At 60.1% G+C, this 23,937-nt stretch carries 17 protein-coding genes and 1 pseudogene; 13 read left to right on the forward strand and 5 right to left on the reverse strand.

The genetic code is table 11. The features are described 5' to 3' along the window. Positions 1-122: 122 nt before the first annotated feature. Positions 123-2,864, reverse strand: coding sequence for an aconitate hydratase AcnA (acnA, locus tag ACA065_RS08355; protein ID WP_497694103.1), 2,742 nt, complete (start codon positions 2,862-2,864; stop codon positions 123-125). A 196-nt stretch (positions 2,865-3,060) separates the two neighbouring features. Between acnA and rlmM the strand changes: the two genes are divergently transcribed. Further along, positions 3,061-4,137 (forward strand): 23S rRNA (cytidine(2498)-2'-O)-methyltransferase RlmM, encoded by a 1,077-nt coding sequence (gene rlmM / locus ACA065_RS08360; protein ID WP_497694104.1) that lies wholly within the window; start codon positions 3,061-3,063, stop codon positions 4,135-4,137. A gap of 126 nt (positions 4,138-4,263) precedes the next feature. Then, positions 4,264-4,515 (forward strand): sulfurtransferase TusA, encoded by a 252-nt coding sequence (tusA, locus tag ACA065_RS08365; protein ID WP_497694105.1) that lies wholly within the window; start codon positions 4,264-4,266, stop codon positions 4,513-4,515. Here the strand turns inward: tusA and ACA065_RS08370 are convergent. Next, a complete protein-coding gene (locus ACA065_RS08370) occupies positions 4,512-5,894 on the reverse strand; it encodes an MATE family efflux transporter (protein WP_497694106.1) in 1,383 nt (460 codons plus the stop codon). The genes tusA and ACA065_RS08370 overlap by 4 nt on opposite strands. A gap of 287 nt (positions 5,895-6,181) precedes the next feature. On the opposite strand from ACA065_RS08370, the gene pdxB reads away from it, so the two are divergent. After that, positions 6,182-7,324, forward strand: coding sequence for a 4-phosphoerythronate dehydrogenase PdxB (gene pdxB, locus ACA065_RS08375; protein WP_497694107.1), 1,143 nt, complete (start codon positions 6,182-6,184; stop codon positions 7,322-7,324). Positions 7,325-7,378: 54 nt separating this feature from the next. On the opposite strand, the gene ACA065_RS08380 is transcribed toward pdxB, so the two are convergent. Beyond that, positions 7,379-7,552 (reverse strand): PA1571 family protein, encoded by a 174-nt coding sequence (locus ACA065_RS08380; protein WP_497694108.1) that lies wholly within the window; start codon positions 7,550-7,552, stop codon positions 7,379-7,381. Between the two features lie 258 nt (positions 7,553-7,810). On the opposite strand from ACA065_RS08380, the gene ACA065_RS08385 reads away from it, so the two are divergent. Together ACA065_RS08385 and ACA065_RS08390 are read left to right on the forward strand one after the other, a co-directional pair. Then, on the forward strand, positions 7,811-9,586 hold the full coding sequence (locus ACA065_RS08385; RefSeq protein WP_497694109.1) for an ABC transporter transmembrane domain-containing protein: 1,776 nt from the start codon (positions 7,811-7,813) through the stop codon (positions 9,584-9,586). 63 nt (positions 9,587-9,649) lie between these two features. After that, positions 9,650-10,414: pseudogene (locus tag ACA065_RS08390) on the forward strand (Fic family protein); the annotation flags it as partial. A gap of 67 nt (positions 10,415-10,481) precedes the next feature. On the opposite strand, the gene ACA065_RS08395 reads toward ACA065_RS08390, so the two are convergent. Next, complete coding sequence (locus ACA065_RS08395) at positions 10,482-12,410, reverse strand: transglycosylase SLT domain-containing protein (protein WP_497694110.1); 1,929 nt, start codon at positions 12,408-12,410, stop codon at positions 10,482-10,484. A gap of 213 nt (positions 12,411-12,623) precedes the next feature. Here ACA065_RS08395 and ACA065_RS08400 point away from each other — a divergent pair, with 213 nt between their 5' ends. Next, entirely contained in the window at positions 12,624-14,543 is a 1,920-nt protein-coding gene (locus ACA065_RS08400; protein ID WP_497694111.1) for an ATP-binding cassette domain-containing protein, read from the forward strand. A gap of 179 nt (positions 14,544-14,722) precedes the next feature. On the opposite strand, the gene ACA065_RS08405 is transcribed toward ACA065_RS08400, so the two are convergent. Beyond that, the gene (locus ACA065_RS08405; protein WP_049709433.1) at positions 14,723-15,163 is read right to left on the reverse strand and encodes a universal stress protein; all 441 of its coding nucleotides are present in this window, start codon (positions 15,161-15,163) and stop codon (positions 14,723-14,725) included. A 105-nt stretch (positions 15,164-15,268) separates the two neighbouring features. Between ACA065_RS08405 and ACA065_RS08410 the strand changes: the two genes are divergently transcribed. From ACA065_RS08410 to ACA065_RS08440, 7 genes are all read left to right on the forward strand, one after another. Further along, entirely contained in the window at positions 15,269-15,706 is a 438-nt protein-coding gene (locus tag ACA065_RS08410; protein WP_497694112.1) for a hypothetical protein, read from the forward strand. Between the two features lie 499 nt (positions 15,707-16,205). Next, positions 16,206-18,353 carry a fatty acid oxidation complex subunit alpha FadB gene (gene fadB / locus ACA065_RS08415; protein ID WP_083359563.1) on the forward strand — a complete coding sequence of 716 codons (2,148 nt, stop codon included), beginning with the start codon at positions 16,206-16,208 and terminating at the stop codon, positions 18,351-18,353. A gap of 29 nt (positions 18,354-18,382) precedes the next feature. After that, complete coding sequence (gene fadA, locus ACA065_RS08420) at positions 18,383-19,558, forward strand: acetyl-CoA C-acyltransferase FadA (protein ID WP_497694113.1); 1,176 nt, start codon at positions 18,383-18,385, stop codon at positions 19,556-19,558. A gap of 95 nt (positions 19,559-19,653) precedes the next feature. Beyond that, the gene (locus ACA065_RS08425; RefSeq protein WP_497694114.1) at positions 19,654-19,890 is read left to right on the forward strand and encodes a DUF1653 domain-containing protein; all 237 of its coding nucleotides are present in this window, start codon (positions 19,654-19,656) and stop codon (positions 19,888-19,890) included. 114 nt (positions 19,891-20,004) lie between these two features. After that, positions 20,005-22,626 (forward strand): type I DNA topoisomerase, encoded by a 2,622-nt coding sequence (topA, locus tag ACA065_RS08430; protein ID WP_497694115.1) that lies wholly within the window; start codon positions 20,005-20,007, stop codon positions 22,624-22,626. A gap of 127 nt (positions 22,627-22,753) precedes the next feature. Further along, positions 22,754-23,275 carry a DUF6586 family protein gene (locus ACA065_RS08435; RefSeq protein ID WP_497694116.1) on the forward strand — a complete coding sequence of 174 codons (522 nt, stop codon included), beginning with the start codon at positions 22,754-22,756 and terminating at the stop codon, positions 23,273-23,275. A gap of 261 nt (positions 23,276-23,536) precedes the next feature. Then, on the forward strand, positions 23,537-23,770 hold the full coding sequence (locus ACA065_RS08440; protein ID WP_053255041.1) for a hypothetical protein: 234 nt from the start codon (positions 23,537-23,539) through the stop codon (positions 23,768-23,770). Positions 23,771-23,937: the final 167 nt, after the last annotated feature.

The raw sequence follows: 23,937 nt of genomic DNA on the forward strand, positions 1-23,937 counted from the left end.
GGAATCTGATCAAAACTGTGGGAGCTGGCTTGCCTGCGATGGCGGAGTATCAGCTATATAAATGTTGGCTGACCCACCCCTTTCGCAGGCAAGCCAGCTCCCACATTTGATCTGCGTCGCTCTTAAGAGGCGATCAGCTGGCGCAGCACATAGTGCAGAATCCCACCCGACTTGAAGTATTCCACCTCATTGAGGGTATCAATCCGGCACAGCACGTCGACCTTTTCGGTGCTGCCATCCTCGCGCGTAATCACCAGCGTCAGGTTCATTCGTGGCTCGATCTCGGCATCGGTCAGCCCAAGAATGTCGACCTTCTCCTTGCCGGTCAGTTTGAGCGCCTTGCGGTTCTGATCCAGCTTGAACTGCAACGGCAGCACGCCCATGCCCACCAGGTTGGAACGGTGAATCCGCTCGAAGCTTTCGGCGATCACCGCCTTGACCCCCAGCAGGTTGGTGCCCTTGGCCGCCCAGTCGCGGCTTGAACCGGTGCCGTATTCCTGGCCGGCAATCACCACCAGCGGCGTGCCTGAGGCCTGATACTTCATGGCCGCGTCGTAAATCGGCATTTTCTCGCCGGTGGGGATGTACAGCGTGTTGCCGCCTTCTTCGCCGCCGAGCATTTCATTGCGAATACGGATATTGGCAAACGTGCCGCGCATCATCACTTCATGGTTGCCCCGGCGTGAACCGTAGGAGTTGAAGTCACGCGGCTCCACGCCCTGCTCGCGCAGGTAGCGGCCGGCGGGGCTGTCGGTTTTGATGTTGCCGGCAGGGGAGATGTGGTCGGTGGTCACCGAATCGCCCAGCAACGCCAGCACGTTGGCGCCTTTGACGTCTTTGATCACCGGCAGTGGCCCGGCAATGTCGTCGAAGAACGGCGGGTGCTGGATGTAAGTGGAATCCTGCTGCCACACATAGGTTGCCGCCTGCGGCACTTCAATTGCTTGCCACTGTTCGTCGCCGGCAAACACCGCAGCGTATTCCTTGTGGAACATGCCGGTGCTGACTTGCGCCACGGCGTCGGCGATTTCCTGGCTGCTTGGCCAGATGTCTTTCAGGTACACCGGCTTGCCGTCTTTGCCTTCGCCCAGCGGCTCGCTGCTGATATCGATACGCACGGTGCCGGCCAACGCATAGGCGACCACCAGGGGCGGCGAGGCCAGCCAGTTGGTTTTCACCAGCGGGTGAACGCGGCCTTCAAAGTTGCGGTTGCCGGACAGCACCGAGGCGACGGCGAGGTCGGCTTTCTGGATGGCTTTTTCGATGGGCTCAGGCAGTGGGCCGGAGTTACCGATGCAGGTGGTGCAGCCATAACCCACAAGGTCGAAGCCGAGTGTGTCCAGGTATTGGGTGAGGCCCGCCGCCTTGTAGTAGTCGGTGACCACTTTGGAGCCGGGCGCCAGCGAGGTTTTCACCCACGGTTTGCTGGTCAGGCCTTTTTCCACGGCTTTTTTCGCCACCAGACCCGCAGCCATCATCACGCTGGGGTTGGAGGTGTTGGTGCACGAAGTAATGGCGGCAATCACCACGGCGCCGTTTTTCAGGCGATAGGTGCGGCCGTCGTACTCATAATCGGTCTCGCCCACCAGATCGGCATTGCCCACCGCAACACCACCGCCGCCTTCGCTTTCCAGGCGGCCTTCTTCTTTGTTGGTCGGTTTGAATTGCAGGTCGAGGAAATCGCTGAAGGCTTGAGCCACATTCGGCAGGGAAACACGGTCCTGCGGGCGTTTCGGCCCGGCTAGGCTGGCTTCTACGCTGCCCATGTCCAGCGCCAGGGTGTCGGTGAACACCGGCTCCTGGCCAGCGATACGCCACAGGCCCTGGGCCTTGGTGTAAGCCTCCACCAGCTTGACGGTTTCTGCCGGGCGACCCGACAGGCGCAGGTAGTCCAACGTTACGTCATCCACCGGGAAAAAGCCGCACGTGGCGCCGTATTCCGGGGCCATGTTGGCGATGGTGGCGCGGTCGGCCAAAGGCAGGTCGGCCAGGCCGTCGCCATAGAACTCGACGAATTTGCCCACCACGCCTTTTTTACGCAGCATTTGGGTGACGGTCAGCACCAGGTCAGTGGCGGTGATGCCTTCCTTGAGTTTGCCGGTGAGCTTGAAGCCGATCACTTCCGGAATCAGCATCGACACCGGCTGGCCGAGCATCGCCGCTTCCGCTTCGATCCCGCCCACGCCCCAGCCGAGTACGCCGAGGCCGTTGATCATGGTGGTGTGCGAGTCGGTGCCCACCAGGGTGTCGGGGAAGGCGTAGGTGCGGCCATCTTCGTCCTTGGTCCACACCGTGCGGCCGAGGTATTCGAGGTTGACCTGGTGGCAGATGCCGGTGCCCGGTGGCACCACGCTGAAGTTGTCGAAGGCACTTTGGCCCCAACGCAGGAAGGCGTAGCGTTCGCCGTTACGCTGCATTTCGATGTCGACGTTCTGCTCAAACGCGCTGGTGCTGCCGAATTTGTCGACCATCACCGAGTGGTCGATCACCAGGTCCACGGGCGACAGCGGGTTGATGCGCTGCGGGTCGCCACCGGCCTTGGCCACGGCGGCGCGCATGGCGGCCAGGTCGACCACGGCGGGTACGCCGGTAAAGTCTTGCATCAGCACGCGGGCCGGGCGGTATTGGATCTCGCGGTCGGACTGGCGTTCTTTGAGCCAGGCGGCGATGGCTTTGAGGTCGGTGCCAGTGACGGTTTTGTTGTCTTCCCAGCGCAGCAGGTTTTCCAGCAGCACCTTGAGGGACATCGGCAGCTTGTCCAGGTCGCCCAGGCTCTTGGCGGCTTCGGGCAAGCTGAAGTAATGGTAGGTTTTGGCGTCGATTTGCAGTGTTTTAAGGGTTCTCAGGCTATCAAGGGATGACATTACATGACTCCTTATGGTCCGCACGGCTACGGACCTGACGGGACGAACAGAGCTTTCAACTTAGCGCTGTTTTCATTAGCAGGCTAATAACTGGACTCTATCGTTAAGTCCAAGGTTCCGAACTCGGCTATCATGCGCGCGTTTTCATGACAGGTATTGCGATAGAGCAATGCCGGTTGAGTCACCAGGAGAGTTGATGAACACCCTTTTTATGCACTGCCGCCCGGGTTTTGAAGGCGAAGTCTGTTCCGAGATCGCGGAACACGCCGCGCGCTTGAACGTTTCCGGCTATGCCAAGACCAAGACCGGCAGCGCCTGCGCCGAATTTGTCTGCACCATCGAGGACGGCGCCCAGCGCCTGATGCACGGCCAGCGCTTTGCCGAGCTGATCTTCCCAAGGCAGTGGGCGCGCGGGGTGTTTATCGACCTGCCGGAAACCGACCGCATCAGCGTGATCCTTGCGCACCTGCAAGGCTTCCCGGTGTGTGGCAGCCTGTGGCTGGAGATGGTCGACACCAACGACGGCAAGGAACTGTCGAACTTCTGCAAGAAATTCGAAGTGCACCTGCGCAAGGCGTTACTGAACGCCGGCAAGCTGGTCGACGACCCGAGCAAGCCGCGCCTGCTGCTGACCTTCAAGAGTGGCCGCGAAGTGTTCATGGGCCTGGCCGAGTCGAACAACTCGGCGATGTGGCCGATGGGCATCCCGCGCCTCAAGTTCCCGCGCGACGCGCCCAGCCGTTCGACCCTGAAGCTGGAAGAGGCCTGGCACCACTTCATCCCCCGCGACCAGTGGGATGAGCGTTTGCACGGCGACATGACCGGCGTCGACCTCGGCGCAGCGCCGGGCGGTTGGACCTGGCAACTGGTCAACCGTGGCATGCTGGTGACCGCCATCGACAACGGCCCGATGGCCGAAAGCCTGATGGACACCGGCCTGGTGCAGCACTTGATGGCCGACGGCTTCACCTTCGTGCCCAAGCAGCCGGTGGACTGGATGGTCTGCGATATCGTCGAGAAGCCCGCACGCAACGCGGCGCTGCTGGAAACCTGGATCGGCGAAGGTTATTGCCGTGAAGCGGTGGTGAACCTGAAGTTGCCGATGAAGCAGCGTTACGCTGAAGTGAAGCGCCTGCTGGAACGCATCGAAGACGGCTTCAAGGCGCGCGGCATTCGCGTGGAGATCGGCTGCAAGCAGCTGTATCACGACCGCGAGGAAGTGACCTGCCATCTGCGTCGGCTGGTGGATGTGAAGAAACCGAAGGCCCGCTGAGGTTTAATGTGGGAGCTGGCTTGCCTGCGATAGCGGTATAACAGTAGAAAACTATGTTGAATGTGCCCCCGTCATCGCGGGCAAGCCCGCTCCCACAGGAGAGCGGGTCTGTTTCAGGAGTGATGTATGAATCAGCCCCTCGATTTGCCTGTAGACGCCGTGCTCGACGCCACCGGTCTCAACTGCCCTGAGCCTGTGATGATGCTGCACCAGCACATCCGCGACCTGCCGCCCGGCGGCTTGCTCAAGGTGATCGCGACCGACCCGTCGACCCGCCGCGATATTCCCAAGTTCTGCGTGTTCCTTGACCACGAACTGGTGGGTCAGCAGGAACAGGCCGGTACGTACCTGTACTGGATTCGCAAGAAGGCCGATTAAGCCAGGCGAATCCGCCGGCGCGCGCTGCGTGTCAGGCGGATCACCAGCATCGCGGCGGCGCAGCTCAAGCCCACGATCAGCCCCTGCCACAGGCCGCTTGGCCCGCTGGCGGCGCCCAGCCAATCGGTCAGCCCCAGGGCATAACCCACCGGCAAGCCCACGCCCCAGTAAGCGAACAAGGTCAGCACCATGGTCACTCGCGTGTCCTGGTAGCCACGCAGCGCGCCAGCGGCGGTGACCTGGATCGCGTCGGAGAACTGGAACAGCGCCGCAAACACGATCAGCATCGACGCCACGTGGATCACTGACGGGTCCGGTGTGTAGATCGTGGCGATCTGCTCGCGAAACAGCAGCATCAGGCTGCAGGACAGGCAGGCGTAGGTCAGTGCCGTGCCCATGCCGACCCCAGAGGCAAAACGCGCTTCACGCGGCTCGCCACGGCCCAGTGCCTGGCCGACACGCACGGTCACGGCCATGCTCAGCGAGTAAGGGATCATGAACACCAGCGAGCTGAAGTTCAGCGCGATCTGGTGCCCGGCCACCACGTTGGCGCCCAGGCTGCCGATCAGCAGGGCGATCACCGCAAAGATGCTCGACTCGGCAAACACCGCGATGCCGATCGGCAGGCCGATGCTCAGCACGCGCTTGATCACCGACCACTTTGGCCAGTCGAAACGCTTGAACAGCTCGCTGCTTTGGTAGGCCGGTGCCCAACGGGTCCAGGCAGCCAGGCCGAGCATCATCACCCACATCACGATCGCCGTGGCCCAGCCACAGCCCACGCCGCCCATGGCCGGCACACCGAAGTGGCCATAGATGAACACGTAGTTCAGCGGGATATTCAACGCCAGGCCGCACAGGCCCATGACCATGCTCGGCCGCGTACGGCCCAGGCCATCGCTGAAGCAGCGCAGCACGTAATACAGGGCGATGGCCGGCATGCCGGAGGCGATGCCGTGCAAGTAGGCCATGCACGGCTTGATCAGCTCGGGGTCGACCTTCATCGCATGCAGGATCGGCTCGGCACTCACCAGCATCAGCAGTGCGGTGAGCCCGACCACCACCGCCAGCCACAAGGATTGGCGCACCAGTGGGCCAATCTCGGTGTGTTGGCCGGCGCCGAAGCGCTGGGCGACTTTGGGCGTGGTGGCCAGCAGCGTGCCGGTCATCAGCAGGTACACCGGAATCCAGATCGAATTGCCCAAGGCCACCGCCGCCAAGTCTCGTGGGCTCACACGCCCGGCCATCACCGCATCGACGAAGCCCATGGCGGTGGTCGCCAGTTGGCCGATCATGATCGGCAGCGCCAGGGTCAGCAGGCTGCGCACCTCGCGGCTGACGCGGGCGGGGCGGGAGAGGGCGGTGGTGGCGGTGTTCACGTGCGGGTGTCCAGTAAAAGAGTTGCAAAGGACGGCGAAGTCTACGCGCTGACGCACCGGTCAGGAAAAAACCTGTGTTAGCGATTTGTAAACAATTCCACAGGCGACCCATAACTCCTGTGGGAGCCGGGCTTGTGTGGGAGCTGGCTTGCCTGCGATGCAGGCACCTCGGTCTATCAGCCATACCGAGATGATGCTATCGCGGGCAAGCCCGGCTCCCACACTCGATCTGAGCTGGAACGCAATTCGCATCCCTGTACACTGCTGGTCCGCGAAAGGAGCCTGCCATGTTGATTGTTGCCGACGAAAATATCCCGCTGCTCGATGCATTCTTCGAAGGGTTTGGCGAGATTCGCCGGGTGCCCGGCCGTTCCATCGACCGCGCCACGGTCGAGCAGGCTGATGTGCTGCTGGTGCGTTCGGTGACCAACGTCAACCGCGCCTTGCTGGACGGTAGCAAAGTGCGTTTTGTCGGCACGTGCACCATCGGCACCGATCACTTGGATCTGGATTACTTCAAGCAAGCCGGTATCAGTTGGTCCAGCGCACCTGGCTGTAATGCACGGGGCGTAGTGGACTACGTACTGGGCAGCTTGCAGACGTTGGCCGAAATCGAAGGCGCCGACCTCAATCAGCGCACTTACGGCGTCGTCGGTGCCGGTGAAGTCGGCGGTCGACTGGTCAAGGTGCTCAAGGGCCTGGGTTGGAATGTGCTGGTGTGTGACCCGCCGCGCCAGATCGCCGAAGACGGTGACTACGTCAGCCTGGAGCAGATCATCCAGCAGTGCGACGTGATCAGCCTGCACACGCCGCTGACCAAATCCGGTAACGGCTCCACCTGGCACCTGTTTGACCGCGAGCGCCTCAACCGTCTCAAACCCGGCACCTGGCTGATCAACGCCAGCCGTGGCCCGGTGGTGGATAACGCCGCCCTGCGCGAGGTGTTGCTTGCGCGTGAGGACCTGCAAGCAGTGCTGGACGTGTGGGAAGGCGAGCCCGAGGTGGACGTCGACCTGGCCGACCTGTGCGTGCTGGCCACCCCGCATATCGCCGGTTACAGCCTCGACGGCAAGCAGCGCGGCACCGCGCAGATTTACCAGGCGTTCTGCGCCCACCTGGGCCAAGCGCCGAACATTCAATTAAGTGACCTGCTGCCGCAGCCGTGGCTGGCCGAAGTGCACTTGAATGCGTCCACCGACCCGGCCTGGGCACTGGCGACCTTGTGCCGCAGCGTGTACGACCCACGCCGTGATGATGCAGATTTCCGCCGCAGCCTCGTAGGAACTGTAGAAGAGCAGCGCAAGGCATTCGACCTGCTGCGCAAGCACTATCCGGAGCGCCGTGAAATAGATGGCTTGAAGGTGCGCATCAATGGCGAGTCGGCGGCGCTGTCGAACATCGTCTCGGCACTGGGCGCCACCACCCTTTAAAACCGGCATAAAAAACCCGGCCATCTCGGCCGGGTCAGAAAGAGCTAAGGCGCTTCAGCCTTGCTTGGCAGGCTTGACCAGTCGCTGTTCCAGTGCGCTGCACGCTTGCTGGATCATCTCTTCGGTAATCTGCACTTCGCGGCCCTTGGCATCGATATACGAGCAAGGCAACTGCTGCGGCTGGCGGATTACTTCAATCTTGGCATCGCTGCTGTTTTGCAAGGTCATGGCCTGTCTCCTCATCAGGTTGTGTACCTACATTGTTTCTTACTCTAAGCCGCCCGCGTGACCAGGCTATTACAACTCCATACAAAGTCACCGGTTCGAACACCCAGTCCACCAGAAACCGCTACAAATTTCCAGCCAGGGGTTAGACCGATAGCCTCTAGAGGTCAGCATCGGCGGGCATAATTAACCTGACTCATTGTTATTTACCCAAGTTCCCCCAATGTTGGGTGTAGATACCTATCTTCCCCTGCGCAGGTGATGCCCTCCATGTTCTCAGCCCGACAACGCCGCGCAATTCGTTTGGCCAGCCGCTTTGTTGCGCCCTACCGTTGGCAGGCGCTTGGCGCCTTGCTGGCGCTGATTGTCACGGCGGGCATCACCTTGTCCATGGGGCAGGGCATTCGCCTGTTGGTGGATCAGGGTTTCATGACCCAGTCGCCGCACTTGCTCAACCAGTCCATTGGCCTGTTCATGATTCTGGTGCTGGGCCTGGCCGTGGGTACATTTGCGCGGTTTTACCTGGTGTCGTGGATCGGCGAACGGGTGGTGGCGGACATTCGCCGGCAGGTGTTCAACCACCTGATCTACCTGCACCCCGGCTTTTACGAAAACAACCGCAGTTCGGAAATCCAGTCACGGTTGACCACCGACACCACCTTGCTGCAATCGGTGATCGGCTCGTCGCTGTCGCTGTTCCTGCGCAACGCCTTGATGGTCATCGGTGGCATCGTGCTGTTGTTTGTCACCAACCCCAAGCTCACCAGCATTGTGGTGATTGCGCTGCCACTGGTGCTGGCGCCGATCCTGATCTTCGGGCGGCGCGTGCGCAGCCTGTCGCGCCAGAGCCAGGACCGCATCGCCGATGTCGGCAGCTATGTGTCCGAGACCCTCGGCCAGATCAAGACCGTGCAGGCTTACAACCACCAGGTGCAGGACGAGCAACGCTTCGCCGTTACCGTGGAGGAGGCGTTTGCCACGGCGCGCAAGCGCATTGCGCAGCGCGCCTGGTTGATTACCCTGGTGATCATGCTGGTGCTCGGTGCCGTCGGCGTGATGCTGTGGGTCGGCGGTATGGACGTGATTGGCGGGCGCATTTCCGGTGGTGAGCTGGCGGCGTTCGTGTTCTACAGCTTGATCGTCGGCAGCGCCGTCGGCACCTTGAGCGAAGTGCTCGGCGAACTGCAGCGCGCCGCCGGTGCCGCCGAGCGGATTGGCGAGTTGTTGCAGTCGAGCAACGAAATCCAGGCGCCCGCCGCTGGCACTGTGCAGTTGCCGGCGCGGGTCAGCGGCCGAATGGAGCTGCAAGACCTGCGCTTTTCCTACCCCTCGCGGCCGGACAGCTACGCCATCGACGGCTTGAACCTGACCATCAATCCCGGCGAGACCCTGGCACTGGTCGGCCCGTCCGGCGCCGGTAAGTCGACGATCTTCGACCTGCTGCTGCGTTTCTACGATCCCCAGCAAGGTCGCATCCTGCTGGAAGGTCACGCGCTGACCGAGCTCGACCCCATGGACCTGCGCCGCCACTTTGCACTGGTGTCCCAGAGCCCGGCGCTGTTTTTCGGCAGCGTTGAAGAGAACATTCGCTACGGCAACCCATCGGCTACGAGCGCCCAGGTCGAAGCCGCTGCGCGCATCGCCCACGCCCACGACTTCATCCTGCAAATGCCTGACGGCTACCAGACCCACCTCGGCGACGGCGGCATGGGCCTCTCCGGCGGCCAACGCCAACGCCTGGCCATCGCCCGCGCGTTGCTGGTGGACGCGCCGATCCTGTTGCTGGACGAAGCCACCAGCGCACTCGATGCGCAGAGTGAACATTTGATCCAGCAGGCGTTGCCGCAACTGATGCAGGGGCGCACCACGCTGGTGATTGCGCATCGGTTGGCAACGGTGAAGAACGCGGATCGAATTGCGGTGATGGACCAAGGCAAGCTGGTGGCGGTGGGCACGCATCAGCAGTTGATTGCGAGCAACCCGCTGTATGCGCGGTTGGCGGCGTTGCAGTTCAGTGATGGGGTGGACATTGAATGAGGCTGCGGCATGCCTGTTCCTTAAGGCATTATGTGGTCTTTCGTTATTGATCTGGATGAGGACATGAGCCGTTATCAACCCCCGTTGACGCTGACTACAAAAATGCTGGCTTTGGTAGCTGACATCAGTGAGCAGATCGGTCAGCTTTCAGTCGGTGACGATAGTCGGCAAACGCCTCAGCTCAGGCGCGGCAATCGTATCCGCACAATCCAGGCTTCGCTGGCTATCGAGAACAATACCCTCAGCGTCGAGCAAGTGACTGCCGTTCTAGAGGGTAAGCGAGTGTTAGGCTTGCCTCGGGAAATTCAGGAAGTGCGTAATGCATTTGCTGCTTACGAGGCGATGCCGCAATGGGCGCCTAGTGATCGGGCGGACTTGCTAAAAGCACACGATCTGCTGATGTTCGGTTTGATTGATGATGCAGGACGGTTTCGCCAGGCGGGTGTCGGAATTTATCGTGGTGAGCAGTTGGTCCATATGGCTCCTCCCGCAAGTCGCGTAACGCATTTGGTGGATGACTTGCTGCAATGGCTGTCGGGTTCAGATTGGCACCCGTTGATCGCCAGTTGTGTATTCCATTACGAATTCGAATTTATCCACCCCTTCGCAGACGGCAACGGGCGGATGGGGCGCCTTTGGCAAACCTTGATCCTTAGCCAATGGCGCCCTGTGTTGGCCTATCTACCGGTAGAAGCGGTAATACGCGAACAACAGGATGCTTATTACGCGGCGCTGTCGGCCGCCGACAAGCAGGCGGAGGCGACGCCCTTCGTCGAGTTCATGTTGCAAGCCTTGAGTCTGGCCTTGGCTGAGGCTGTGCAAAGCGAGCGTCCGAGCGCCCCATAAAAAATGCCCGCATCTCTCAATGCGGGCATTTTCATTTCTGCTTCAAACCTTATTGATCATCAAAGTAGCGCTCATGCCAATCCACTAGTGGCTGCGGCGAATTGAGCTTCTGCCCGTAGATCACCGAATAAGACAGCACGTTCTGCACATACTGGCGGGTTTCGTCGAACGGGATGCTTTCCACCCACACGTCGAAACTCAGGTGGTCGGCACCGCGCAGCCATTGGCGCACGCGGCCGGGGCCGGCGTTATAGGCGGCGGAGGCGAGCACGCGGTTGCCGTTGAACTGGCTGTGTACTTGGCTCAGGTAGGCGGCGCCAAGCTGGATGTTTTTGTCCGGGTCCAGTACCTGGGCCGGGGAGGCGAGCGGGATGCTGAATTTGCGCGCGGTTTCTTTGGCGGTGCCGGGCATCAGTTGCATCAGGCCGCTGGCGCCGACGCCGGAGCGGGCGTCATCCATGAAGGCGCTTTCCTGGCGGGTGATGGCGAATACCCAGCTGGAATGCAGGCCACGCACTTTGGCTTCGCGCACCAGGGTGTCGCGGTGCGCCATTGGGAAGCGGATATCCAAATCATCCCAGTACTGCGCCTGGCTGATGGTGCGAATCGCCGGGAAGTACCACTTCATGTCATAGGCCAGCTTGGCCTGGGCGACCATTTCGTCACGGTTGAAGTGGCGGCTGACGTGATACCACTCGCGGCGGCCATCGACGATCTGGCCACGTGCATAGAATTCCAGCGCACGGCGTACACCGGGCGTATTGCGGACCTTGTTGACCAGCGCCTGGCTCATCACCAGTGGCTTGTTATTCAACTGGTACGGCGCCTTGGAGCGGTCGGCGGCGAGGAAACCATAGAAATCCCGCTCCCGCGACAGGTTCTTGTACAGCACCAGGGCTTGCGGGTTTTTTGGCTCGGCCAGTTCCAGGCTGCGGGCCTGCCAGTAGCGCCAGCGGTTGGTGGTGGCCAGGTCTTGTGGGAGTTTGCGGGTCAACTGGTAGGCGTCTTCCCAACGGGCCAGGCGCAACAGCAGGCGCAGGCGCCATTCGGAGACGGTGTTGTCGCGCAGCTCCGGGTCGTACTTGGTCATCACCTCAAGGGCGCGCGGGTCGAAGCGCTTGGCCAGGGTGAGGCCAATCTCGCGGGCGATTGCCACTTTTTCGTCACGGGAGAAGTGCATGCTGCTGGCGTAGCCGTCGAGCAGGGCCATGGCCTTGTCCGGGTCCTGGCGTGCCAGGCGGCGCAGGCCCAGGCCGACGGCGTCAGACATGGCCTCGTTGGCCGGCAGGAAGCGCGATGGGTCGCCGAGCATGTCGGGCTTTTGCGCCACGTCGACCATCAGGCGCCCTTGAGCGCCGAGGGTTGGCAGGGTTTTCACCAGGCTGTTGGCCAGCGCGTAGTTGCGGGCTTCGGCGGCGAGTTTGGCGCGGTCCCAGATTTTTTGTTCAGTGAGTTGGCCATCGGCGGCCCACTGGCCGAAGGTGGCATCACAGGCAGCGGGTTGGGATTTGCCGGTCAGCCAGAGTTTTTCGGTGGTCTTGTAGCCTTCGGCTTTCAGGTTGTGGGTGAGCTGGAACTGGCCGTGCAGGCAGTCCAGTTCGACGAAATTGAGTTTGGCGTCGTAGTACTTTTCAAACGTCTGCCAGTCGCCACGCTCGGCCAGCCAGCGCAACCAGCGCAGCTTCATCCAGTTGGCCTGGGGCAGGTCGCCGTTTTTGGCGAGGAACTGTTCGATTTCCTCGTTGCTCGCGGTTTTCAGGCGCGCGGTCAGTTCGTCATAGGCCAGGTACGGCGTGAGCGGGTAGTCGGCCAGGGCCTGGCTGTATTGCATGTACGGGCCGGTGTCGCCTTTGGCCAAGGCGCGTTTGGCTTCATCGTAGTATTGACGTTGGGTGGTGAGGTCCACGGCCTGGGCGGATTGAACGGCGGTGGCGGAAAGAAGCAGACAAGATAAAAAGTTGAAAAGGCGACTGCGCATGAGACGTCCGTGCAGAGAAATCACGACTAGCACCGGCACCGCCGACACTGATTGCCCCTAGCTTAGCCTTTTGCCAGCGACCGGCGAAAGCTTTGCCGGCCGGCTGGCTGAAGTTCATCGTAAATGTCCTACAGAACGTGTCGCCAGCGAAAATGCCGACCGCATCCCACCTTCAAGTCAGGTAGAATGCGCGCCCAGTTTTTGGAGAAGCGTATGACCCTGCTCAAATTCAGCGATGTGTCCCTTGCTTTCGGCGCTATGCCGTTGTTGGACAAGGTGTCCTGGCAGATCGCCCGTGGTGAGCGGGTGTGCATCATCGGCCGCAACGGCACCGGCAAGTCCAGCATGATGAAGCTGGTAAAAGGCGACCAGAAGCCCGATGACGGCTCTGTTTGGCGCGCCCCGGGCCTCAAGATCGGCGAATTGCCGCAAGAATTGCCGGTGGCCGACGGACGGACAGTGTTCGACGTAGTCGCCGAAGGCCTCGATGGCGTCGGTGAGTTGCTCGCGCAATACCATCACCTGGCGCAGAACTGCGTCACCGAAGCCGACCTGGACAAGCTGATGCATGTCCAGCAAGACCTCGAAGCCCGTGATGGCTGGCGCTTGCAGCAATTGGTCGACAGCACCCTGAGCCGCCTGCAACTGCCGGCCGACAAGACCCTCGCCGAGTTGTCCGGCGGCTGGCGTCGTCGCGTGCTGCTGGCCCAGGCCCTGGTGTCCGAGCCGGACCTGCTGCTGCTCGACGAACCAACCAACCACCTGGACATCGGCGCAATCGCCTGGCTTGAAGAAGCTATCAAGGACTTCCAGGGCGCCGTGCTGTTTATCACGCACGACCGTGCCTTCCTGCAGAGCCTGGCAACGCGCATCCTTGAACTGGACCGTGGCGGCCTGATCGACTGGAACGGCGACTACGCCAGTTTCCTGGTGCACAAGGAAGCCGCACTGTCCGCTGAAGAAACCGCCAACGCGCTGTTCGACAAAAAGCTGGCTCAGGAAGAAGTCTGGATCCGCCAGGGCATCAAGGCCCGTCGCACCCGTAACGAAGGCCGCGTACGTGCCCTCAAGGCTCTGCGCAATGAGCGTAGCGAGCGTCGCGAGCGCACTGGCAAGGCGAATATTCAGCTCGACACCGCCGACAAGTCGGGCAAGCAGGTCATGGTGCTGGAGAACGTCAGCTTCCATCACCCGGATGGCCCGTTCCTGATCAAGGACTTCTCCATGGTCCTGCAGCGCGGCGACCGTATCGGCCTGCTGGGCGCCAACGGTACCGGCAAGACCACTTTGCTCAAGCTGATGCTCAATGGCCTGCAACCGACCAGCGGCACGGTAGAGGAAGGCACCAAGATCGACGTGGCTTACTTCGACCAGTTGCGCCACCAGTTGGACCTGGAAAAAACCGTGATCGACAACGTCGCCGAAGGTCGCGACTTTATCGACATCGACGGCCAGAGCCGCCACGTGCTGAGCTACCTGGGCGACTTCCTGTTCAGCCCGCAGCGTGCGCGAACGCCGGTCAAAGCCTTGTCCGGTGGTGAGCGTGCGCGCCTGCTGCTGGCCAAATTGTTCAGCAAGCCGGCGAACCTGCTGGTGCTCGACGAACCGACCAACGACCTCGACGTGGAAACCCTCGAGCTGCTGGAAGAGGTCTTGCTGACCTTCAACGGCACCGTGCTGATGGTCAGCCACGACCGGGCATTCCTCGACAACGTGGTCACCAGCACGCTGGTCTTCGAAGGTGAAGGCAAGGTGCGTGAATACGTCGGTGGTTATCAGGACTGGCTGCGCCAGGGCGGCTCGCCGCGCCTGTTGGGCGTGACCGAGAGCAAGTCCGGCAAGGCCGACTTGACCTCTGCAGTGGTGACACCGGTTGCGGCCGCAGAACCGGCCCAGGAAGCTGCGCCGGCAGCCAAGAAGAAGCTCAGCTACAAGCTGCAGCGTGAGCTGGAAGCCTTGCCGGGTGATATCGACGCCAAGGAACAGCAGATCGCCGCAGTCGAAGCGGACATGGCCGATGCGGGTTTCTATCTGCGTCCGGCGGCTGAAACTGCCAAGGTCATCGCCTCCCTGGAAACGTTGAACCAGGAGCTGGAAGTGTTGGTTGAGCGTTGGGCTGAGCTGGATGCCTGAGTGATTCCGGCGCATTAAAAAACCCGGTGCTCAGTTTCATGAGCACCGGGTTTTTTATATGTAATACAGTTAAATGTGGGAGCTGGCTTGCCTGCGATAGCAGTCTGTCAGTTGATACACCTGGCGACTGAAACACCGCTATCGCAGGCAAGCCAGCTCCCACATTTGATTTTCAGTGCTTAGGAGCTCTTCACCAGTTTCACCGCCAATACATCGCACGGCGCGCCGTGCAGTACATCATTGGCAGTAGAACCCAGCAACAACGCCAAACCGTGACGACCATGGCTACCCACCACGATCAAGTCGCAAGCCTTTTCCTTGGCCAAGTGGTGGATTTCCTGGCGCGGTTGGCCGTATGTCAGGTGGCAGTCTTCCTTTTTCAGGTGCGGGTATTTGAGAATCAAACGGTCCAGGCGCTCCTTGGCCTGGTCAAATTGTTGTTGCTGCAACTGGGAAAGGTCCATCGGCACGTCACCGCCAAAGGCCATGGCCATGGGCTCGACGATATGCACCAGCGACAGTATGGCGCCATTGGCCAATGCAGATTCCTGCGCGCGCTTGATCACCGGATCGCACTCTTCGGTCAGATCGACAGCGACCAGAATATGTTTGTAGGGCATGAGGCGTTCCTCCAGGGGACTGCAATAAGTTCAGTATGGCTGCTTTCAAGCGGATGGGGTTGCGTCAGATCAAATCCGCTCATCTAGAAATTCGGGAGTACACATATGACGGTCTGGATAGTGGTGTCAATCCTTCTGGTGGTTCTAAGCCCTCTGGCATGGTTGCGCCCGTCGCGCCATCAGAGCGGGCGCATGGCCCTGCGGATGGAGGCGCGCCGCATCGGCCTGGCCATGCAACTGGCGCCGCAGGAATGGCCGCACTGGCTCAAGCAGGAGCCACCGAGCCCTTGCGCGCAGTACTGCCGGCCACGACGCGGGAGTGCGCCGGCCATTTGGTGTTATTGGCAGTTGGAACCGGGGGTTTGGGTTAATCAGTGGCGCGAGGTGTGCGTCGATGAAAGGTTGTTGCCGCATTTTGCGACGCTGCCGGACAACGTCTACAAGGTCGAGGCCGACAAGCAAATGATCGCTTTGTATTGGGGCGAGAAGGGCGAGGCGAGTGTCTTGAAAGACATTGATACGCTGCTCAAGGCCTTGGCGTGATGCCTTGCAAGCAGTAAAAGCCAGGCAATAAAAAGCCCGACATCATCATCGGGCTGGAGTTGGCCAGGCAGGCCGGAAACTCTGTGATTCATGCGTCGGATGTTCATCCAGGCGCATTAAGCTTGTCGCTAGCCTAGCGGCATATCGCGTTGTGTACAGTGTTTTCCCACAAATTTTCCATTATTGATTTCGTGAATAGTTGAATATTGACGAATCACGGGGCAATGGGTGGGGTTCTGAAATGACTGGAAAGTCGCGTTTTTGCTAGCCTTTCGAGCGATTGACAATTGCCCGGATTTGGATGAAGGTGACGTACCCAAATCAAACGGGCGTATGAATTGAGCGTTTGTCTGTCAGACCGCTCATACAGAACCCCGACTAGCGCATTGGCGGGTGTGCCTGGCGGATTGGCGTGAACATTGACCAAATCATCAATGTCAAACCAATAGGCCAGCGTCCAATGTGTACTGTTCAGCTTCCATATCGTGGAGATCAGTTGATGATTTACGAAGGTAAAGCCATCACGGTTAAGGCTCTTGAAAGTGGCATCGTCGAATTGAAATTCGACCTCAAGGGTGAGTCCGTCAACAAGTTCAACCGTCTAACCCTGAACGAATTGCGTCAGGCCGTAGACACCATCAAAGCAGATGCTTCGGTCAAGGGCGTGATCGTCTCCAGCGGCAAGGACGTGTTTATCGTCGGCGCTGACATCACCGAATTCGTCGACAACTTCAAGCTGCCCGATGCCGAGCTGGTGGCTGGCAACCTCGAAGCCAACAAGATCTTCAGCGATTTCGAAGACCTCAACGTGCCGACCGTTGCCGCAATCAATGGCATCGCGTTGGGCGGCGGCCTGGAAATGTGCCTGGCCGCAGACTTCCGCGTCATGTCGGCGACCGCCAAAATCGGCCTGCCCGAAGTCAAACTGGGCATCTACCCAGGTTTCGGCGGCACCGTGCGCCTGCCGCGCATCATCGGGGCCGACAACGCCATCGAGTGGATTGCCGCCGGCAAGGAAAACCGTGCTGAAGACGCGCTGAAAGTCGGCGCCGTCGACGCTGTGGTTGCCCCGGACAAACTGGCCGAAGCCGCACTGAACCTGATCAAAGGCGCCATCAGCGGCGAATTTGACTACAAGGCCAAGCGTCAGCCGAAGCTGGAAAAACTCAAGCTCAACGCCATCGAACAAATGATGTCGTTCGAAACCGCCAAAGGTTTCGTGGCTGGCCAGGCCGGCCCGAACTACCCGGCGCCGGTTGAAGCGATCAAGACCATCCAGAAAGCGGCGAACTTCGGTCGCGACAAAGCCCTGGAAGTGGAAGCTGCAGGCTTCGTCAAACTGGCGAAAACCTCGGCTGCCCAAAGCCTGATCGGCCTGTTCCTGAACGATCAGGAACTGAAGAAAAAGGCCAAGGCCTACGACGAAATCGCCAAAGACGTGAAACAGGCTGCCGTACTCGGCGCCGGTATCATGGGCGGCGGTATCGCCTATCAGTCAGCGTCCAAAGGCACGCCGATCCTGATGAAAGACATCAACGAGCACGGCATCGAGCAAGGCCTGGCAGAAGCCGCCAAGCTGCTGGTGGGTCGCGTTGATAAAGGCCGCATGACCGCAGCGAAGATGGCTGAAGTGCTTAACGGCATTCGTCCTACGCTGTCCTACGGCGATTTCGGCCACGTCGACCTGGTGGTCGAAGCGGTTGTCGAGAACCCGAAGGTCAAGCAAGCCGTACTGGCTGAAGTGGAAGCTCAGGTTAAAGAAGACACCATCCTGGCCTCGAACACCTCGACCATTTCCATCAGCTTGCTGGCCAAGGCCCTCAAGCGTCCGGAAAACTTCGTCGGCATGCACTTCTTCAACCCGGTGCACATGATGCCGTTGGTAGAAGTCATCCGTGGCGAGAAGTCCAGCGAGCTGGCCGTTGCGACCACCGTTGCCTACGCCAAGAAAATGGGCAAGAACCCGATCGTGGTCAACGACTGCCCGGGCTTCCTGGTCAACCGCGTGTTGTTCCCGTACTTCGGCGGTTTCGCCAAGTTGGTCAGCGCCGGTGTGGACTTCGTACGCATCGACAAGGTCATGGAAAAATTCGGCTGGCCAATGGGCCCGGCGTACCTGATGGACGTGGTCGGCATCGACACCGGCCACCACGGCCGCGACGTGATGGCTGAAGGCTTCCCGGACCGCATGAAAGACGACCGCCGTTCGGCGATCGACGCGCTGTACGAGGCCAAGCGCCTGGGCCAGAAGAATGGCAAAGGCTTCTACGCCTACGAGGCCGACAAGAAGGGCAAGCAGAAGAAAGTCGCCGACCCTTCGGTTCACGAGGTACTCGCGCCGGTCATCTACGAACAGCGTGAGGTGTCCGACGAGGACATCATCAACTGGATGATGATCGCCCTGTGCCTGGAAACCGTACGTTGCCTGGAAGACGGCATCGTTGAAACCGCCGCCGAAGCCGACATGGGCCTGGTGTACGGTATTGGTTTCCCTCCATTCCGTGGTGGTGCGCTGCGTTACATCGACTCGATCGGTGTGGCTGAGTTCGTTGCCCTGGCTGACAAATACGCTGATCTGGGCCCGCTGTACCACCCGACCGCGAAGCTGCGTGAAATGGCCAAAAATGGCCAGAGCTTCTTCGGTTAAGCGCCCAGACGAATAGAGCGAGAATATTTATGAGCTTGAATCCAAGAGACGTGGTGATTGTCGACTTCGGTCGCACACCAATGGGCCGCTCCAAGGGCGGCATGCACCGCAACACCCGCGCCGAAGACATGTCGGCGCACCTGATCAGCAAACTGCTGGAGCGCAACGTCAAGGTCGACCCGAACGAAGTCGAAGACGTGATCTGGGGCTGCGTCAACCAGACCCTGGAACAGGGCTGGAACATTGCGCGCATGGCTTCCCTGATGACGCAGATCCCGCACACCGCAGCCGGTCAGACCGTCAGCCGCCTGTGCGGTTCGTCGATGAGCGCGCTGCACACCGCTGCGCAGGCGATCATGACTGGCAACGGCGACGTGTTCGTGGTCGGCGGCGTGGAGCACATGGGCCACGTCAGCATGATGCACGGCGTCGACCCTAACCCGCACATGTCGCTGTACGCGGCAAAAGCCTCGGGCATGATGGGCCTCACCGCAGAAATGCTCGGCAAAATGCACGGCATTACCCGTGAAGCCCAGGACGCATTCGGTGTGCGTTCCCACCAGCTCGCCCACAAGGCAACCGTGGAAGGCAAGTTCAAGGATGAAATCATCCCGATGAACGGCAATGACGAGAACGGCTTCCTGAAACTGTTCGACTACGACGAAACCATTCGTCCGGACACCACCCTGGAAAGCCTGGCGGCCCTCAAGCCTGCCTTCAATCCAAAGGGCGGCACCGTGACAGCCGGTACGTCGTCGCAAATCACCGACGGTGCTTCGTGCATGATCGTGATGTCGGCGCAGCGTGCCCAGGACCTGGGTATCCAGCCGCTGGCTGTGATCCGTTCGATGGCCGTGGCGGGTGTGGACCCGGCAATCATGGGCTATGGTCCAGTACCGGCCACACAAAAAGCCTTGAAGCGCGCGGGCCTGACCATCTCCGATATCGACTTCTTCGAGCTCAACGAAGCTTTCGCCGCACAGGCCCTGCCAGTGCTGAAAGATTTGAAAGTGCTCGACAAGATGAACGAGAAGGTTAACCTGCACGGCGGTGCGATTGCCCTGGGCCACCCATTCGGTTGCTCCGGTGCACGTATTTCCGGCACTTTGCTTAACGTGATGAAGCAAAATGGCGGCAACCTTGGGGTTGCAACCATGTGCATTGGTCTCGGCCAAGGCATTTCCACCGTCTTCGAACGCGTCTAAGCGTCAGGTTGACGGAAGCCGGGGCCCAGTGCCCCGGTTTTTGTTTTTTGGAATTTTTAATATTTTTTTAACAAATTTTGTAAGAGGGCCAGAGCATGAAAGTCGAACCAGGGCTCTACCAACATTATAAGGGGCCGCAGTACCGCGTTTTTAACGTGGCACGGCACTCCGAGACCGAAGAACAAGTGGTGTTTTACCAAGCACTGTATGGCGATTACGGCTTTTGGGTGCGCCCATTGAGCATGTTCCTGGAGACCGTCGAAGTTGACGGCGAGCAGGTCCCGCGCTTTGCTTTGGTCGAGGCCGAACCCAGTCTTTTTTCAGGGCAATAACGGCAGGCCGCGCAGAATGCTGCGCTTGACCTCACCTTGTTGCCACTATATATAGCGTTGCCGCGACAGGCGCCAACTGCCTTTCACTTCTCGAATTCAGGAATTTTCCGATCCATGGGCAAATCGCTGGTCATTGTGGAATCCCCGGCTAAGGCCAAGACCATCAACAAGTACTTGGGTAACGAGTACGTGGTGAAGTCGAGTATCGGCCATATCCGAGACCTGCCCACCAGCGGTTCGGCTAGCGCCAGCAAGGAGCCTGCCGCCAAGCGCGGCAAGGCCGCCGCGGGCGAAGGTCCGGTGCTCACCCCTAAAGAGAAAGCGCGCAAGCAGCTGGTCTCGCGTATGGGTGTGGACCCGGAACATGGCTGGAAGGCCAAGTACGAAATCCTTCCCGGCAAGGAAAAGGTCATCGAAGAGCTGCGCCGGCTCGCCAAAGATGCTGACACCATCTATCTCGCGACGGACTTGGACCGCGAAGGGGAGGCTATTGCCTGGCACCTGCGGGAAGCCATCGGCGGTGATGACAGCCGCTACAAGCGCGTGGTGTTCAACGAAATCACCAAGAAAGCCATCCAGGAAGCCTTCTCCAAGCCGGGCGAACTGGACATCGACCGTGTCAACGCCCAGCAGGCGCGTCGTTTCCTCGACCGCGTCGTGGGCTACATGGTCTCGCCACTGCTGTGGGCCAAGATTGCTCGTGGCCTGTCGGCCGGCCGTGTGCAGTCGGTTGCTGTAAAGCTGGTGGTGGAGCGTGAGCGCGAGATTCGTGCGTTCAACCCCGAAGAATACTGGGAAGTCCACGCTGACCTGGGCACCGCCAAGGGCGCCAACGTGCGCTTTGAAGTGGCCCGCGAGAAAGGCGAGGCCTTCAAGCCGCTGAACGAAGCCCAGGCCATGGCCGCGCTGGAGAAGCTCAAGTCTTCCAGCTACAGCATCGTCAAGCGTGAAGACAAACCGACCAGCAGCAAGCCGTCGGCGCCGTTCATCACCTCCACCCTGCAACAGGCCGCGAGTAACCGCCTGGGCTTCGGTGTGAAGAAAACCATGATGATGGCCCAGCGTCTGTACGAAGCCGGCTACATCACTTATATGCGTACCGACTCCACCAACCTGTCGCAAGACGCGGTGGCAATGGCGCGTACGTATATTGAAACCGAGTTCGGCAAGAAGTACCTGCCGGAGAAGCCGAACGTCTACAGCAGCAAAGAAGGCGCGCAGGAGGCTCACGAAGCGATTCGTCCTTCCGACGCCAACACCGAGCCAAGCAAGCTGACGGGCATGGAGCGCGACGCTGAGCGCCTCTACGAGCTGATCTGGCGCCAGTTCCTGGCGTGCCAGATGCTGCCGGCGCAATACTTGTCGACTACCGTCAGTGTGGGCGCAGGCGACTTCGAGCTGCGTGCCAAGGGCCGTATCCTCAAGTTTGACGGCTACACCCGCGTGATGCCGCAAATCGCCAAGCCAGGCGATGACGACGTACTGCCGGACATGGCTCAAGGCGATACGCTGAAGCTGATCAAGCTTGACCCGTCCCAGCACTTTACCAAGCCGCCGGCGCGTTATTCGGAAGCCAGCCTGGTGAAAGAGATGGAAAAGCGCGGTATCGGTCGTCCTTCGACCTACGCGGCGATCATCTCGACCATTCAGGACCGTGGCTACGTAGCGCTGCATAACCGTCGTTTCTACTCGGAAAAGATGGGCGACATCGTCACTGAACGCTTGTCCGAGAGTTTCTCCAACCTGATGGACTACGGCTTTACCGCCGGCATGGAAGAGAACCTCGATGACGTGGCCCAGGGCGAACGCGACTGGAAAAACGTACTCGACGAGTTCTACGGCGACTTCAAAAAGAAACTCGAAGTAGCCGAAAGCCCTGAGAGCGGCATGCGTGCCAACCAGCCGGTGATGACCGACATCCCGTGCCTGACCTGCGGCCGCCCAATGCAGATTCGTACTGCGTCCACCGGCGTGTTCCTCGGTTGCTCGGGCTACAGCCTGCCGCCCAAAGAACGCTGCAAGGCCACCGTGAACCTGGTGCCGGGTGATGAAATCGCCGCCGATGACGAGGGTGAGTCCGAGTCGCTGGTACTGCGTGGCAAGCACCGTTGCCCGATCTGCAGCACGGCGATGGACGCCTACCTGCTCGACGAAAAGCACAAGTTGCACATCTGCGGTAACAACCCGGATTGCGACGGCTACGAGATCGAAGAGGGCAGCTACCGCATCAAGGGCTATGAAGGCCCAAGCCTGGAATGCGACAAGTGCGGCAGTGAGATGCAGCTCAAGACCGGCCGTTTCGGCAAGTTCTTTGGTTGCACCAACCCGACGTGCAAGAACACCCGCAAACTGCTGAAAAGCGGTGACGCGGCGCCGCCGAAGATGGACCCGGTGAAGATGCCTGAACTCAAGTGCGAGAAGGTCAACGACACCTACATCCTGCGTGACGGCGCTTCGGGGTTGTTCCTGGCGGCCAGCCAGTTCCCGAAAAACCGCGAGACCCGTGCGCCGTTGGTCATGGAAATCGTGCCGCACAAAGACGAGATCGATCCGAAGTACCACTTCCTGTGTGAAGCGCCGAAGAAGGATCCCGACGGTCGCCCGTCCGTGATCCGCTACAGCCGCAAAACCAAGGAGCAGTACGTGCAGACCGAAGTGGACGGCAAGCCTACGGGCTGGAAAGCCTTCTACGACGGCGGCAAGTGGAAGGTCGAGGACAAGCGCCAGGGCGCTTGATCGACTACGCTGCAAAATACAAAGGCCGCCTGCATAGGCGGCCTTTTTTTGCGCTTGCAGGAGTCTCGGCTGATCCGTGACACTGTTCAGCCAGCATCACGCTTATTTCGTTGTGGAGACTGCCGTTATGGCCAACGAACTCTATACCCGTACCAACCAGAAAATTTACTTCGCGGGTTTGTCCCTGGAAGCCCTCGGCCGTGCCGAGGAAGGGAAAGAGATGAATGCCATCGCGCTGGTCCAGGCCGGGCGTGAGGCGGCGTTGTTCCACCTCTACGGCGCCCTGTTGGGGCTGTGCCATGAGATCGCCGGGTTCTACCGCTTGCCTCAGGCCGGTTCGCCGCGTGCGGAACTGATCATGAACCGCGAAGTGCTGGACAGTATGGCCATTCCCGAGTTGGCTGAGCTGGTGGAAATGGCCCAAAGCCCCGACAGTTGGGTGGCTCGTTTGCTGAAAGCGCATGCCGATATGTTCCAGCCGCCACGCGTTCCTCATGTGCCCAAGGGTGATGTGACACAGCCGCTGATCGTCGCTGTTGCCCTGGAAGAGGATGAGCCCAAGCCATTGAGTCGTGAAGAGCTGGAGAGCTGGCGCCAGGAGCTGAAGAAGATGGCGTTGCGGTTTCGCGAAGGCTTGAATGAGTGCTGAGCCGGCGTCGCTGATAGACACCACTCAAAACTGTGGGAGCGGGCTTGCTCGCGAAAGCGGAGTATCGGTCGACAGATTCATTACTGATCCACCGCCTTCGCGAGCAAGCCCACTCCCACAGTTGAACCGAGTCAGATAGAAAGTCCGGCTCAGGGCTCAAAAAGGACCATTCATCAAGCCGTAAAGAAACCTGTTCAGAACCTCACCGAGGCCGAGTGGATGACTGATATAATCCCCGCCTTTCGTGGAGAACAAACTTTTATGCCAACGTCCTTTCTGGAAATTGTTGAACTGCCTGACGGCCGAATCGAGCTGCGTCGGGCTGAGGACGAGGGTTCTCTGGTTATTTTGGATTTTTCCGAAGACGCAAAAGCATTCCTGCAAGGCCAGCACGTGGAAGTGGCAAAAGCCATGTTGAGCGTGGGTGTGCAGATGGCGGGTCGCCTGGCAGAAGGCGAGCCGGAGAAGGACGACGGGCCGCGGGTTCTTCACTGAGTATCAGTGAGAAGTTGAAGCTAACGGGCTCCTGTGTCGAGCGAGCTTGTTGTGGCGAGCGAGCTTGCTCGCGTTGGGCTGCGAAGCGGCCCTAAATAGATTTAATGCGGTGTATCGGGTACTCCACGGTGCCTGGTTTTGGGGCTGTTTCGCAGCCCAGCGCGAGC

It is taken from the genome of Pseudomonas sp. LBUM1640, assembly GCF_059716225.1.